The organism is Mycobacterium sp. (assembly GCF_004298145.1).
Taxonomy (GTDB): Bacteria; Actinomycetota; Actinomycetes; order Mycobacteriales; family Mycobacteriaceae; genus Mycobacterium.
This window is the reverse complement of the sequence record NZ_SCRH01000025.1, coordinates 1-14672: the sequence shown is the minus strand read 5'-3', so window position 1 is coordinate 14672 and position 14672 is coordinate 1. Positions and strand designations below refer to the sequence as shown.

At 66.1% G+C, this 14672-nt stretch carries 13 protein-coding genes; 6 read left to right on the top strand and 7 right to left on the bottom strand.

All coding sequences use genetic code 11. The features are described 5' to 3' along the window. Positions 1-70: 70 nt before the first annotated feature. Positions 71-1876: a 2-isopropylmalate synthase gene (leuA, locus tag EPN51_RS09045; protein WP_293041064.1), complete on the top strand. Its 1806-nt coding sequence runs from the start codon at positions 71-73 to the stop codon at positions 1874-1876. On the opposite strand, the gene EPN51_RS09040 is transcribed toward leuA, so the two are convergent. After that, entirely contained in the window at positions 1877-2869 is a 993-nt protein-coding gene (locus EPN51_RS09040) for a DEDDh family exonuclease (protein WP_293040622.1), read from the bottom strand. Between the two features lie 159 nt (positions 2870-3028). On the opposite strand from EPN51_RS09040, the gene EPN51_RS09035 reads away from it, so the two are divergent. Genes EPN51_RS09035 through EPN51_RS09025 form a run of 3 tightly spaced genes read left to right on the top strand, consistent with a single transcriptional unit; the run spans position 3029 to position 5643 of the window. Continuing rightward, on the top strand, positions 3029-4258 hold the full coding sequence (locus EPN51_RS09035; protein WP_293040620.1) for a Mur ligase family protein: 1230 nt from the start codon (positions 3029-3031) through the stop codon (positions 4256-4258). Then, positions 4251-4970 (top strand): type 1 glutamine amidotransferase, encoded by a 720-nt coding sequence (locus EPN51_RS09030; protein WP_293040617.1) that lies wholly within the window; start codon positions 4251-4253, stop codon positions 4968-4970. The genes EPN51_RS09035 and EPN51_RS09030 overlap by 8 nt, the downstream gene beginning before the upstream one ends. Before the next feature lie 58 nt (positions 4971-5028). Continuing rightward, positions 5029-5643: a hypothetical protein gene (locus EPN51_RS09025; protein ID WP_293040615.1), complete on the top strand. Its 615-nt coding sequence runs from the start codon at positions 5029-5031 to the stop codon at positions 5641-5643. A gap of 8 nt (positions 5644-5651) precedes the next feature. Here the strand turns inward: EPN51_RS09025 and recR are convergent, their stop codons facing one another. Together recR and EPN51_RS09015 are read right to left on the bottom strand one after the other, a co-directional pair. Then, positions 5652-6263, bottom strand: a complete 612-nt coding sequence (recR, locus tag EPN51_RS09020; RefSeq protein ID WP_293040612.1) for a recombination mediator RecR — start codon at positions 6261-6263, stop codon at positions 5652-5654. A gap of 14 nt (positions 6264-6277) precedes the next feature. Next, positions 6278-6622, bottom strand: a complete 345-nt coding sequence (locus EPN51_RS09015; RefSeq protein ID WP_293040610.1) for a YbaB/EbfC family nucleoid-associated protein — start codon at positions 6620-6622, stop codon at positions 6278-6280. A gap of 98 nt (positions 6623-6720) precedes the next feature. Between EPN51_RS09015 and EPN51_RS09010 the strand changes: the two genes are divergently transcribed. Then, on the top strand, positions 6721-7482 hold the full coding sequence (locus EPN51_RS09010; RefSeq protein WP_293040607.1) for an Rv3717 family N-acetylmuramoyl-L-alanine amidase: 762 nt from the start codon (positions 6721-6723) through the stop codon (positions 7480-7482). A 37-nt stretch (positions 7483-7519) separates the two neighbouring features. Here the strand turns inward: EPN51_RS09010 and EPN51_RS09005 are convergent, their stop codons facing one another. From EPN51_RS09005 to EPN51_RS08990, 4 genes are all read right to left on the bottom strand, one after another. Beyond that, entirely contained in the window at positions 7520-8770 is a 1251-nt protein-coding gene (locus EPN51_RS09005) for a cytochrome P450 (protein ID WP_293040605.1), read from the bottom strand. 296 nt (positions 8771-9066) lie between these two features. Then, positions 9067-9252 carry a hypothetical protein gene (locus tag EPN51_RS09000; RefSeq protein ID WP_293040602.1) on the bottom strand — a complete coding sequence of 62 codons (186 nt, stop codon included), beginning with the start codon at positions 9250-9252 and terminating at the stop codon, positions 9067-9069. A gap of 588 nt (positions 9253-9840) precedes the next feature. Next, positions 9841-11472 carry an ABC transporter gene (locus tag EPN51_RS08995; protein WP_293040600.1) on the bottom strand — a complete coding sequence of 544 codons (1632 nt, stop codon included), beginning with the start codon at positions 11470-11472 and terminating at the stop codon, positions 9841-9843. Next, positions 11469-12380: an ABC transporter ATP-binding protein gene (locus EPN51_RS08990; RefSeq protein ID WP_293040597.1), complete on the bottom strand. Its 912-nt coding sequence runs from the start codon at positions 12378-12380 to the stop codon at positions 11469-11471. The genes EPN51_RS08995 and EPN51_RS08990 overlap by 4 nt, the downstream gene beginning before the upstream one ends. A gap of 799 nt (positions 12381-13179) precedes the next feature. On the opposite strand from EPN51_RS08990, the gene EPN51_RS08985 reads away from it, so the two are divergent. Beyond that, positions 13180-14672 (top strand): condensation domain-containing protein (locus EPN51_RS08985; protein WP_293040595.1); only part of this gene is annotated, 1493 nt, incomplete at its 3' end.

Here is a 14672-nt window from a genome sequence, read left to right as displayed (position 1 = left end):
CAGACCGGCTTCCCGTCGCGGGTGTTCGCGATGCGCCGGTCTGAGGTTCCTTCTGAATATCCCCGGAGCAATTACCGTGACTTCCAATCCCGACGCATTCAGCTCGACACGCAGCATCGTCAAACCTGCGGGCCCACCGGGTCCCGGGCAGCCCGCGTGGAACCCCCAGCGAGGCTCGTCGATGCCGGTCAACCGATACCGGCCCTTCGCCGACGAGGTCCAGCCGATCCGGCTCGCCGATCGCAGTTGGCCCGACCGGGTCATCACCAGCGCGCCGCTGTGGTGCGCGGTGGATCTGCGCGACGGCAACCAGGCGCTGATCGACCCGATGAGCCCCACCCGTAAGCGCCGCATGTTCGATCTGCTGGTTCGCATGGGCTACAAGGAGATCGAGGTCGGGTTCCCGTCGGCCAGCCAGACCGACTTCGACTTCGTTCGCGAGATCATCACCGACGGCGCCATCCCCGACGACGTCACCATCCAGGTGCTGACCCAGTGCCGGCCGGAGCTGATCGAGCGCACGTTCGAGGCGTGCCAAGGCGCACCGCAGGCCATCGTGCACTTCTACAACTCGACGTCAATCCTGCAGCGCCGCGTCGTGTTTCGCGCCGAGGAGGCCGCGGTGCGGGACATCGCGACCGAAGGCGCCCGCAAGTGCGTCGACGAGGCCGCCAAGTACCCGGGCACGCGGTGGCGCTTCGAGTATTCGCCGGAGTCCTACACCGGAACCGAGCTGGAGTACGCCAAGCAGGTGTGCGACGCCGTCGGCGAAATCATCGGGCCCACACCGGAAAACCCGATCATCTTCAACCTGCCCGCCACCGTGGAGATGGCCACGCCCAACGTCTACGCCGATTCGATCGAGTGGATGAGCCGCAACCTGGCCAACCGGGAATCCGTCATCCTGAGCCTGCACCCGCACAACGACCGCGGAACCGCCGTCGCCGCAGCGGAATTGGGCTACCAGGCGGGCGCTGACCGCATCGAGGGCTGCCTGTTCGGCAACGGCGAGCGCACCGGCAACGTCTGCCTGGTGACGCTGGGGCTGAACCTGTTCTCGCGCGGCGTGGACCCGCAGATCGACTTCTCCAATATCGACGAGATCCGCCGCACGGTGGAGTACTGCAACCAGCTGCCTGTCCCCGAGCGTCACCCCTACGGCGGGGACCTGGTTTACACCGCGTTCTCCGGTAGCCATCAGGACGCCATCAACAAGGGCCTGGACCAGATGAAGGTCGACGCTGACGCCGCGGACACCGACGTCGAGGACATGCTCTGGCAGGTGCCGTATCTGCCGATCGACCCCAAGGACGTCGGGCGCACCTATGAGGCCGTGATCCGGGTCAACTCGCAGTCCGGCAAGGGCGGAGTGGCCTACATCATGAAGGCCGATCACGGCCTAGCCCTGCCGCGACGGCTGCAGATCGAGTTCTCCCAGGTGGTGCAGAAGATCACCGACGGCGAGGGCGGCGAGGTCTCTCCGAAGGAGATGTGGGATGCCTTCTCCGAGGAGTATCTGGCCCCGGCGTGGCCGCTGGAGCGGGTGAAACAGCGCGTCGACGCCTCGGAGGAAGACAGCGGCGTCACCCGCATCGCCGCGACGGTCAAGATCAACGGGGTGGAGACCGAGATCAGCGGGGCCGGCAACGGCCCGCTGGCCGCGTTCGTCCACGCGCTGGGCGGTGTGGGCTTCGACGTGGCCGTCCTGGATTACTCCGAGCACGCGATGAGTTCCGGTGACGACGCGCAGGCCGCCGCCTATGTGGAGGCGTCGGTGTCCGGGCAGACGGTGTGGGGCGTCGGCATCGCGCCGTCCATCACCGCCGCGTCGCTGCGTGCCGTCGTGTCGGCGGTCAACCGCGCCGCTCGCGCCTGATCAGAAGAGCGCGAGCTGCGGGTCCACGTTGGTGGTGTCGGTGAATTCGTCCATGCTGGTGCCGCCGATGACGGCGCCGACGCAGTCCATGAACTGGTCATCGGAGATCACCGGCACCCCCAACTGCCGGGCCAGATAGCCCTTGCCCTGCTCGGGGGCGGGGTCGTTGCAGACCACCAGCGAGGTCTCCCGGTCGACGGCGTCACTGTAGGCCAGCCCGGCATGCAGGATCCGCTCGACGAGTTCCTCATGGGTGCGGCCGACCTCGGCGGCCAGCGCCACCCGCATGCCCTGGACAAGTGGCCGGCCGCCCACGTAGGGGCCCGGGTTGAGATACGGGCAGGGCATCCGGGACGCCAGCACCTTCAACGGGCGTAGCTCGTCGTGGGTGACCCGGCCGTTCGGCCAGCGGCGCCGGGTCACCGGATGTACCGGCAGCCAGATGTCGCCTTCGCGGGCGAGCTTGAGCGCCGAGGCCAGAACGCCGGTCAGCACCATTGCGTCGTCGAAGGCGTCGTGGGGGCGCTCCTGGGTCACGCTCCAATGCGCCGCCAGTGTCTCCAACCGCAGGTTGTCGATGCCGAGGTCCAACCGCCGCGCCAGCTCGACCGTGCACATCACGCTGTCGACGGGAAGTTCGATCTCGGCGAGTTCGGCCTCGGCGGCGAGAAAGGCGTAGTCGAACGCCACGTTGTGGGCCACCAGCGTGCGGCCGCGCAGCACTTCCATCACGTCTCCGACGATGTCGGCGAACTGCGGTTGGTCTTCCAGCATGGCGGCGGTCAGGCCGTGCACGTGGGTGGGACCGGGATCGACCCCGGGGTTGAGCAGGCTCACCACCGATTGCTCGACCCCGCCGTCGGCGTCCAGCCCGAGCACCGCAAGGCTGATGATTCGTGCCTGACCCGGCCGGAAGCCCGAGGTCTCGACGTCGACGACGGCCCAACCCGCGTCCGGCTCGCTGGCCGGCCGACCCCAGCACACCGCGCTCATAAAGTGAGGATGGCACGGCCGACCGACATCCTCGGGTCGTTGCGCGCCGTGTCGGCGCTTGAATCGATGCGGGCGACCCGCTGCGCCCGGCGCACGGCGCCGCGCTTGCGATCGCCCGTGAATCGATGCGGGCGACCCGCTCCCCTTAAACTCACCCGCGTGATCACCACCCGTGCCCGTCTGGCCCTCGCCGCGGGAGCGAGCGCGCGCTGGGCATCCCGGGTGACCGGCCGCGGGGCCGGGGCCATGATCGGCGGCCTGATCGCGATGACACTGGACCGCTCGGTTCTCCGGCAGCTCGCCGCCGGCCGGCGCACCGTCATCGTCACCGGCACCAATGGCAAATCGACCACCACCCGGATGACGTCGGCCGCGCTCGAAACGCTGGGCCCGGTCGCCACCAACGCCGAGGGCGCCAACATGGACGCCGGCCTGGTGGCCGCGCTGGCCGGCGAACGTCAAGCGTCCCTGGCCGCCCTCGAAGTCGACGAAATGCACGTCCCGCACGTTTCCGACGCCGTCGAGCCCAGCGTCGTCGTGCTTCTCAACCTGTCGCGCGACCAGCTGGACCGGGTCGGCGAGATCAACGTCATCGAACGAACCCTGCGCGCGGGCCTGGCCCGGCACCCGAATGCGATCGTCGTGGCCAACTGCGACGACGTGCTGATGACGTCGGCGGCCTACGACAGCCCCCACGTGGTGTGGGTGGCCGCCGGGGGTTCGTGGGCGAACGACTCGGTCAGCTGCCCGCGCAGCGGTGAGATCATCGTGCGCGAGCACGGACACTGGTACTCCACGGGTGCCGACTTCAAGCGGCCCAGCCCGCAATGGTGGTTCGACAACGAGACGCTGTACGGGCCCGACGGGCTGTCCCTGCCGATGCGGTTGAAGCTGCCGGGCGCGGTGAATCGCGGCAACGCCGCCCAGGCCGTGGCCGCTGCGGCCGCGCTGGGCGCGGATCCGGCGTCGGCGGTCGCGGCCGTCTCGGCGGTCGACGAGGTCGCGGGGCGCTATCGGACCGTCCGTCTCGGCGAGCACGAGGTGCGGATGCTGCTGGCCAAGAATCCTGCCGGCTGGCAGGAGGCGCTGTCGATGGTGGACAAGCGCGCGGCCGGGGTGGTCATCTCGGTCAACGGGCAGGTGCCCGACGGGGAGGACCTGTCGTGGTTGTGGGACGTGCGATTCGAGCACTTCGAACACACGGCCGTCGTGGCCGCCGGGGAGCGGGGCACCGACCTGGCGGTGCGCCTCGGCTACGCGGGCGTCGAACACACCTTGGTGCACGACACCGTCGCCGCGATCGCGTCCTGCCCGCCGGGGCGGGTCGAGGTCGTCGCCAACTACACCGCGTTCCTCCAGCTGCAACGGGCACTGGCGCGCCATGGCTGACGCTGGATCTTTGTCCAAGGTGCGGATCGGGCTGGTCCTGCCCGACGTGATGGGCACCTACGGCGACGGCGGCAACGCGCTGGTGTTGCGCCAACGGCTGCGGTTGCGCGGCATCGCCGCCGAGATCGTCGAGATCACCCTGGCCGACCCGGTGCCCGAGTCGCTGGACCTCTACACGCTGGGCGGGGCCGAGGACTACGCGCAGCGGCTGGCCACGCGACATTTGATCAAGTACCCGGGCCTGCAGCGCGCCGCGGAACGGGGCACCCCGGTGCTGGCGATCTGCGCGGCCGTTCAGGTGCTCGGGCACTGGTATGAGACGTCGGCCGGGGAACGCGTCGACGGCGTGGGCATGCTGGACGCGACGACGTCACCGCAGGATGCGCGCACCATCGGCGAGCTGGCGACCAAGCCGCTGCTGGCCGGCTTGACCGAGCGTCTCACCGGCTTTGAGAACCACCGCGGCGGCACGGTGCTGGGCCCGTCGGCGTCGCCGCTGGGCGCGGTGGTCAAGGGCGCCGGCAACCGGTCCGGGGACGGTTTCGACGGCGTGGTCCAGGGCAGCGTGATCGCGACCTACATGCACGGGCCATGCCTGGCCCGCAACCCGCAACTGGCCGACCTGCTGCTGAGCACGGTGGTCGGTGAGCTGTCCCCGCTGCCGATGCCGGAAGTGGACTTGTTGCGCCGCGAGCGGCTGGCGGCGCGCTAGAGGGCAGCTGCGCCCGGATTCCAAGGATCCTTCTAGGGCGATCGCTCAGCCTTCCTCCATGCCACACACCCGTACCAAACTCGCGGCGATACTGGGCGCCGCCGCCGCGGTGGCGATCACCTTCGCCGGCGCGGCCCACGCCATCCGCGACGGCATGCACGGCGACCCGGCCGCCGCCGCCGGCTACTGGCGCTACCAGCAACAGGACTACGACTGCGCGGAGATGGCGGTGGCCGACGTGGTCGGGCAGATCACCGGCCGGCTGCCCGGCGAGGACGACGTCACCACCGCGGCGGCAAGCATCCCCAGCGTGAGCCACCCGGGACCGATCTACCGGCCGGCGGGCAAGACCCGCAACCAGGACGTGCCGGTGTTGCTGGCGCACTACGGCATCCGCGCCGACGCGGTGCGCTCCACCACCGATGCGCTGGCGCAGGATCTGGATCGCGGTCAGAAGGTGATCGTCGGCCTCAACGACCACACCATCTGGAACGACTCCGGCGACCGGAGCCGGGAAAACCACTTCGTCGTCGTCACCGGCATCGACACCGGGGCCCACATGGCGCACCTCAACGACAGCGGCATCGAGGCCGGCCGCGACGAGCAGGTTCCGTTGGCGACGTTCGAGGCGGCGTGGAAGACCAGCGACAACTTCGCCGTGGTGACCAGGTGACCGGTGCCTCAGACCATGGCCCGGCGGCCGGTGAGCGCGCGGCCGAGCGTCAGCTCGTCGGCGAATTCCAGGTCACCACCCATGGGCAGCCCGGAGGCGATCCGTGTCACGGTCAGCCCGGGGATGTCGCGCAACATCCGAACCAGGTAGGTGGCCGTCGCCTCGCCTTCGGTGTTCGGGTCGGTGGCGATGATCACCTCGGTGATGTCGACGTCGTCGACCCGCTCCCCGATCCGGCTCAGCAGCTCGCGGATCCGCAGCTGATCGGGCCCCACCCCGGACAGCGGATCGAGCGCACCGCCCAGCACGTGATAGCGGCCGCGGAATTCGCGGGTGCGCTCGACGGCCTGCACGTCCTTCGGCTCCTCGACGACGCACACCTGCGAGCCGTCCCGTCGGGGATCCGCGCAGATCCGGCAGCGCTCGTTGTCGGAGACGTTGCCGCACACCGCACAGAACCGCACACCGTCGCGGACCTTCGCCAGCACCGCGGTCAGCCGGTCGATATCCGGCGGTTCAACCGACAACAGGTGAAAGGCGATGCGCTGGGCGCTTTTGGGCCCGATGCCCGGTAGCTTGCCCAGCTCGTCGATCAAATCCTGGACGGGTCCTTCGAACATGTCGGGGGCGGAGTCTAAAGGCCCGGCGCCGGCGCGGGCGGTTGCCCCGGCGGCGGGCCGAACCCGCCGGCCAGCGACCCCAGCCGCTCCTGCGCCATCCGGGTGACCTGCTTGGACGCGTCGGCCATAGCGCCGACGATCAAGTCCTGCAGGGTCTCGACGTCCGACGGGTCGACGACGGAGGGATCGATTTTCACGGCGACCACCTCGCCGCTGCCCTTGACGACAACCTTGACCAAACCCCCACCGGCTTGACCATGCACCTCAGCGTTCGCCAGTTGCTGCTGGGCTTCCATGAGCTTTTGCTGCATCTGCTGCGCCTGGGCCAGCAGCGCCGACATATCGCCTCCGGGTTGCATGACAATCCCCTCGCATCTTGGTCTCGACTTGATTTCGCTCGTGAGTCTCCGGCGATTCGGAACACCCAGCGTAAACCGCGCGACGTTACCTTTGCGCCGTGGACCTACGACTGAGCGGACGTGTCGGGATCAAATTGGCGGTTGGTGTGCTCGTTGCCGCGTCGACGGCGATCACCCCGGCCGCGTGGGGGGCCCCCTCCAACATCGCCGGCATGGTGGTTTTCATCGATCCGGGCCACAACGGCTCCAATGACGCGTCCATCAACCGGCAGGTGCCCACCGGCCGCGGCGGCACCAAGGACTGCCAGGCCAGCGGGACGGCCACCACCGCCGGCTATCCGGAGCACACCTTCACCTGGGACACGGCGCTGCGGGTGCGCGCCGAGTTGACCGCGCTGGGAGTCCGGACCGCCCTGGCCCGCGCCAACGACACCGGTCTGGGGCCATGCGTCGATGAGCGCGCCGGCACGGCCAACGCGCTGCATCCCAACGCGATCCTGTCCATCCACGCCGACGGCGGCCCGCCGTCCGGCCGCGGGTTCCACGTCAACTACTCGGCGCCACCGCTCAACCAGGCGCAGGCCGGACCCTCGGTGCAGTACGCCCGCATCATGCGCGACCAGATGCAGGCCTCGGGGATCCCGCCGGCCAACTACATCGGGCAGAACGGCCTGTATGGGCGCTCGGATCTGGCCGGCCTGAACCTGGCGCAGTACCCGTCGGTTCTCGTCGAGTGCGGCAACATGAAGAATCCCGCGGACTCGGCGCTGATGCAGTCCGCGGAGGGCCGGCAGAAATACGCCGACGCGATGGTCCGCGGCGTCGCGGGTTTCCTTGCGTCGCAAGGCCAGGCGCGCTGAGGCCGCGGCTTACCCGGCGGCTTTGTCGATCGAACGGCTACTGAACGGGCGTGAATTCGAGGTGTAATTCCTTGAGGCGCCTGAACAGGAATGTGCGGTCCCATTTGAGCCGACGAGCGCCCGCCAGACCGTGCTCGGTGTCCGACAGCCGAATGTCGGCCATCCGGTTGAGGATTCGTTCTAGACTCACCCGTACCTCGGCGCGGGCGATCGGGGCACCCGGACAGGTGTGAATGCCACGGCCGAATGCGATGTGCTGCAATATGTTCGGGCGTCCGAGGCGGAATTTGTTGGGCTCGTCGAACCGTCGTGGATCGCGGTTGGCAGCACCGTTCATCACGAGCAAGCTGGTGCCGGCCGGCACATCGACGTCGCCGATCCTGGTGGTACGCCGCGCCATCCGGAAGTTCGATTTGATCGGGCTTTCAAAGCGCAGCATCTCCTCGATGAAGGCGGGAATCATCGAATTGTCCTCGCGCAGTTGCTCTTGCAAATCCGGTCGCTCGGCCAGCATCAACATCGCGAGGCTCAACAGGTCGATCGTGGTGCCGTGGCCTGCGGCGAACATGAAGGTGGCGACGCGGGCGACGTCAAGAGGGTCGGGCGTCGTCCCGTCGGGGAACTTCGCCAGCGCAAGCTCGGTGAGGATGTCGTCGCGCGGCTCGCGCCGCCGTTCCTCGATGTACTCGACGAACCACTCCTCTTTCACGCCGACGAAGCCGCTGCGTTCTCCTTCGAGCCTGCTGGCGATCGCCGCGCGGCGGAATCGCTCACGGTCGGCCTCCGGTACGTCCAGCAGGTTGGTGATCGCGTCGAGCGTGAACGGAAAATTGTAGTCAATGACGATCTCGCACTTGCCATCCGCGACGAAGCGGTTGAGTTGTTCATCGGCAAGACGCCACAGGAATTCCTCGTTGTTCTTCAGCTGCTTCGGCGTGAACAACCGGCTCAGCAACGAGCGGTGTGCGGTGTGCTTCGGAGGATCGAACGTGATGAAGTATTCGCCGAACGTCATCCTCTGGCGGTGTCGCTCGATCAGATCCGCGATGTCATCGCTGCCGGCTTCGATGGGAAGCCCCGACCACGGCCCGCTGACGATATTGCACACCGAGAGGGCCTCGTCGGCGCCGCGTTGCACGACGACGGCTTCGTCATACCCCGACACCATCACGACGCCATGTGCTGGCTCACGTCGTATCGGACAATGCCGGAGCGCATCGTAGTAATCGTAAGGGTCATCGACGAGCGACTCGTCGGTGAAGAAGTCGAGGTTCTCGAGTCCGCTCACTTCACCTCCCGAGCGTTGCTACACGAATTATCAGGGGCGAGGTAGACATACCCAAACGTCCGCCGCGAAATCGCGTAGGACGCGATGGTACCTCCGACTTCAAGCTACACATTCGAGTAGCAGCCGGCGCCGATCGCGCGGCGGCGCACGAAGTCGCGAGGGCGCGCATTTCGAAGGAGTTGTTCTCCGCTAGCAGGTGCCGCGCGTCCCGGCGCGACGGGCCGCCGAATCCGACGAACTCGCGACCTCGGCCCTGCCGTTATTCTCGGCGCCGCACAGGAATGCGCCCGGAAGGATCATCGCGACAGCTTGGTCACGTTCTGAGCTCGCGCGGGGCCGACCTGATTCGCTTCGGCGTACAGATCATTGGCGCGCTCCTGTTCTGCCGCAAGCTTTTCCAGTGCCGCGATGGCACGCCTGAGGAGGTCGATAGATTCCTCGACAGACTCCTTCATTTCGTTGAAACCGGGTATGAATCCCATCTGGGTTTCCCTCCTATCGGGATTTCCCTCGCTTGCGAGCCGGAAGCTTGAGCCGCCTTCTGATTGGGGTTTACCCGCCCCGGGTCATCGTAGGCCAGCAAGTCAACGCGCGCCTCGGTCAAAGGTTCTCGATCGACGTCATCCGTAGGACGGACCGTGTGGACGCCGGGTTCGCTGCACGGCTGCCCGGCACCGAGTGCAATAACCGCCCGACAAGCCGTCGCTCACGCGACGGAGCACCCTCACCCCACATTCGAAGGGCCCGACCAGCCTGCCCGGCGTGACCGCGTTTCCCCGTCGGGCGGAAAGGCACTGCCGGGTATTGAGTGGGCGATTTCCAACGAATGGTCGTTCGACGGACGAATTACCGGTCCATCGACTGGCCGCCGTGCGTCGGTAAGAAAAGGCACCTCCGCAATGGAGCGGTGTGGCCGCGATCCGTCTTTCCATCAGGTTTTGGACAAAATCGGTTACTCATTCCAGGGTGGTTGAGCGATTCCCCGGCAGCTCAACGAGGCCCGCAACATGCGTTCTTATTTCGACAGATCAGACGATGCCCAGATAGGAAACTGACCCTGATCGGATTGATCAGGCTGCCAAATCGCGCTGGACGTATCCATACACTCCGAGCGCGGTCAGGATGGCGCCGACGAGCAGGAGAATGGCGGTGGCCGCAAAATTGGGCGGTGCGTCGGGTACGGCGGCGAGGTGCGTCCACGGCGACACGTCGGCAACCCAGCTGGGCGCGTTCGTGGACTTCGTGATCACGTTCACCAGGAACCCGCCCACAACCGGCAGTGCGCCGATTGCGGCGGGAGCGGATGGCAACCACCCGACCCCCACCGCGGCCGCCCCGGCTGCGAGTAACGCCACCGGAACGGAATTCAGCGCGCCCGCAACCGAATCGCTCAACTGCATTGGGGCGCCGGCGATTTCGGCGCCGCCCCAAATGCCGAATGCAGCCGAGCAATGCAGGATTACGACCCCACCGGCGGTGACCATGATCTCGGCCGAAATCAGACGTCCGCGTGAAATAGTCTGGGCGAACAACAAGGTCAATCGACCGGCCTTCTCGTCGGTGACCATCACGGCGAGACGCACTGCCGCGTACAGCCCTGTGGCAACCGCGAGCATGCCGAAGAGAACCGCAGCGCCGACGTTCACCAATTCATGACCGCTCATCCCGGTGGGCGCGGCAGGTTTAGCGATGCGCGGGTTCGCCTGAAACAACTCGAGAATGGAGGGGAGCAACAGGCCGACCAGAAAGAAGTACGCGGCGATACCCGTGGCCCAACCTAGCGTGGTCCGGACGCTCCGGCGAAAGGCAAACCCGCCGATCGACCGCAACAATCGAGTCCGTGGAGGACGGCTGACCGGCACCGTCACCACCCCGGCACCCAAATCGCGGCGGCTTGCCGCGAAGAGGGTCGCTCCGGCCAGCACTACCGGAAACGCACCCAGCACGATCAGCGGGACAAGGCGGTTTTCGGCGTATGGCGCCGAGCGGGCGGCAAGCCCGAACGGCGTCATCCAAGCCCACCATGCCAATTGATGCGAGCCGTCGGAGATCATGCGCAGCATCAGGCTGGCGCCCAGAGTGGCAACCGTAAGGCTCGTGGCCCCGGACCGGCTCGGCATGATTTGTCCGGCGAGCAGAGCTGTCGTTGCGAAGGTTGCGGCGATACCGGCGATTCCGATTGCATAGAGCACTGCGCCAGTCGGTTGGGTGTGCGCCGCCAGCAGTCCCGCCGCGACCGCCACACCGATCAGCGTCGAGTAACCAACAAGCGCGGCTAGGCATCGGGCAACCACGTCGAGCATCCGTAGGCGTCCCGCGAGGAGCAGATCCCACCGCCGGTCATCCTCCTCGCCGCGGGTGATACGTGTGGCGGCAAGCGTGATCCATCCGCTCGCGAGCACCGAAATGGCTGTGCCGGTGCGCCACACGGCGAAACCGCCGGGATTGTCCAGAGCCACCGGTGGGCCCGACAAGATCCTGATGGCGGGATTCTCGGCAAGTACGCGCAGCCCTGATTCATCCAGCAAGGCGCCGATCGGCTGGTACTGGAAGGCGACCAACGCCGACATGATTCCGCAGATCAAGGCGACCACCGCAGCGCTTCGGCGGAGCTGGCGCACGGCAAGCCGGCTCACGGCCTGCCCCGGCGCGAGTTGCGCGCCGGCGGATCCCGGTGAACCCGGCACCGTGGCCGCTGTCATCGCGCAGCTTCTCCGTAGTAGTCGAGAAAGATCTCCTCGAGAGTCGGTTCGTGCATCGTGAGCGCGGTGATGTCGGCCGCGGCGAGCGCTCGAATCGCGGCCGCCGGCGGTCCAGTCAGATTGAAGCGCAAGCGTTCACCGTCCAGCTGTTCGACGCTGGACACGGTGCCAACATCACCCAGGGCAGGTCGAGTGCCGCGATAGGACACCTCGACTACGGTCCGACGCAATCGGCGTAGATCGCCGATGCTGTTGACTTCGACGAGTCGCCCAGCACGCAGAATCGCTACCCGATCGCACACGGCTTCTACCTCGGCCAGCTGATGCGAGCTGAGGAACACCGTCTGGCCCCGCTCGCGGGCTTCGGCGACACAGCCGCGAAATGCCCTTTCCATCAAGGGATCCACACCGCTTGTCGGCTCGTCGAGCACGAGAAGCGGCGCCCGTGTCGCGAATGCGGCGACAAGTGCCACCTTCTGCCGGTTGCCCGTCGAATAGGTTCTGGCCGGCTTGTCCAGCTCGAGATCGAAACGCTCGACCAATTCGTTGCGATAGGCCGCGTCTACACCGGGGCCGACAGAGCCAAGCAGCTCAAGGATTTCCGCGCCCGTCAGGCGCGGCCACAGCGCAACATCGGCAGGCACGTATGCGATGTGACGATGGGACCGACGGACGTCATCCGCGGGGCAACCGAATATCCTCGCAGTCCCCGCGGTCGGGCGAATCAATCCGAGCAGCAGGCGAATCGTCGTCGACTTGCCGGCACCGTTGGGCCCCAGGAAGCCGAAGATCTCGCCGGGCGCGACGCTCATAGTCAGACCCTCGACCGCCGCGACGCGGCCAAACCGTTTGGTCAGTCCGTCGACCCGGATAGCAGGGGTGACGGCAGTGTGCGCCGAGGGCTTCATGCCCGAAGGGTAAGTCCAACGCGCGCAAAGATCATTCAGTTCGACCCGGAGGCCGCTGCCTTCGGCTGACTCGCGCAGTTACAGGTGCCGCCGATGGAATGAGCATTGCCGGCTGCTCTGCATTTTGTTGCCGGCGGACCCGTGGCTCCTGCTTTTCTCACCGCGTCGCGCGAGTTAGCTGATTCGGTTTGCAATTCGCAGACGTCCGGCCATTGTTCGCAAATAACGAGTGCGCACAGCATCGGGCGCATCTTTACGGGGCGCCGAGTAATGACAACGGCGCTGAGCACCCAGGGAATCGTTCGGCATTTACGTTCGCCTTTGCTGGCTAACGCCGGATAAGTCGAGGCGGTGTTCGCTAGCGTGGCTAACGAGCACCGGATGCTTCATCATTTCAGGGTGGCCCGCACCTGGCCGGCGCGGTAAGCTACGAGCGCAAACATCACTGCGGGTCACATCGGGAGCAGCCTTGGCCAGCGGGTTTCTGCGAAGCGCACATCAGTTACTGAACCGCGCTGGCAGTCCCGCCCAGAACTTTGCCGATGCCCACGCCCGTCATGCCGGCCTGCGGGGGGTGGACGGCGGATCCTGCAGTTCCGCGGCGCGCTACTCTATCTGCCCGCGCTCACCACTCGACTTGGGCGTGAATTCCGACGACGCCTGCTTAAGGGGCCATACGCTCCGCGGCATGGTAGCCAGTCGAAGGTTCCGAACGGTTTCACTGGTCGAAAAGTTTGGGCGTGAGGCTGGTAGCGACCCGCCCAGCTGATAAGTAGGCACTTAGCAGGTGGGTAGTCGGATGGAACTCGATGACCGGGCCTTCCCGCTGACGCGGGGACAGCTGGACATCTGGCTTGCACAGAAAACGGGCAACTTCGGCGCGACGTGGCAGCTGGGCGAGCTGATCCGAATCGACGGCGCGATCGAGCCTGCTTTGCTTCAGCGGTCGATCATCCAGGCGGTGCGCGAAGCCGAACCGCTCAGAGCCGGGTTTTTCGAGCTGGACGGCAGGGTCTTCCAGAAGCCGGTTGATTACCCGGACGTCGAGCTTGCTCGCTATGACCTGACCGGCTCGCAGGATCCCGCACAGGGTGCCTACCGGCTGGCATCGTCGATCCAACGCACCCTGATGCCCCTTTCCGGCCCGCTGTTCAAATTCGCGTTGATGCAGACACGGGTGGATGAATTCTATTTGTTCGCATGCTGCCACCACATAGTGGTGGACGGAATCGGGATTACTCTTGTTTGTCACCGAATAGCGTATATTTATAACGCAATTGCTTCCGGCGCGTCGGCCTCGCCCGCTTTTTTCGGATCGCTGAAGGATCTGATCGATTGCGAATATGAATACGAAGCGTCAACTGATTATCTCGATGACCGGGCTTACTGGATCAAGAACATTCCACCGGAAAGCCAGGCGCGTTATCGGTTGGCGCCCATCGCCGACGACGGCGGCGGTGATCCAGGTGAACCTTCTGAACCCGTTCAATTGGACCGTTCAGCAGTGGCCGGCGTCCAGGCGCTGTCCCATACCTTCGGGGTGCGTCGATCGTCGGTGATCACCGCAGCGTGTGCGCTTCTGGTGCGCGCGTTCGACACCGAGAGTTTGGAGGTCGTACTCGACTTTCCGGTGAGCAGGCGAGTACGCGCAGAGACCCAGATGGTAGCCGGAATGATTTCCGGCTTTGTGCCACTGACGTTGAAAACTTCGCCTGACCTCACAGTCGCCGAGTTTTGCAAAAATGTCGACACATGTATGCGGGAAGCGCTGCAGCATCAGCGGTTCCCCGTGCATTCGATTGATTATAAAGCGCGTCTTCGTGGCTCTGGACAGGCGTCGAACAGGGTGGTCGTCAATTTCATTCCGGCCACCCATATGGCGGATCTCGCCGGTGCTCCGGTATCAGGAACACTGACCCACGCCGGCCCCGTCGAATTCGGCCTGGTCTTTTTCAGAGACGGCGAGCAGCTTTTCCTCAGCACGGTGGGTTCTAGGCAGTTTTTTTCAAACTCCGATGTCCGCGATCTCGCGCAGCGTCTGGGGCGGGTGTTGGTGGCCATGACCGCCGACGCCAACCGCACGTTGTCGTCGATCGATGTGCTTGATGAGTCCGAGCGTGTCCGGTTGGCGGTGCTGGGTAATCGGGCGGTGTTGATGCGGCCGGTCGTCTCGGCGCCGTCGATTCCGGTGTTGTTCGCCGAACAGGTGGCCCGGATCCCGGAGGCGGTGGCGGTCAGCGTCGAGGGCCGGTCGATGACCTACCGCGAGCTTGATCAGGCCGCTAACCGGTG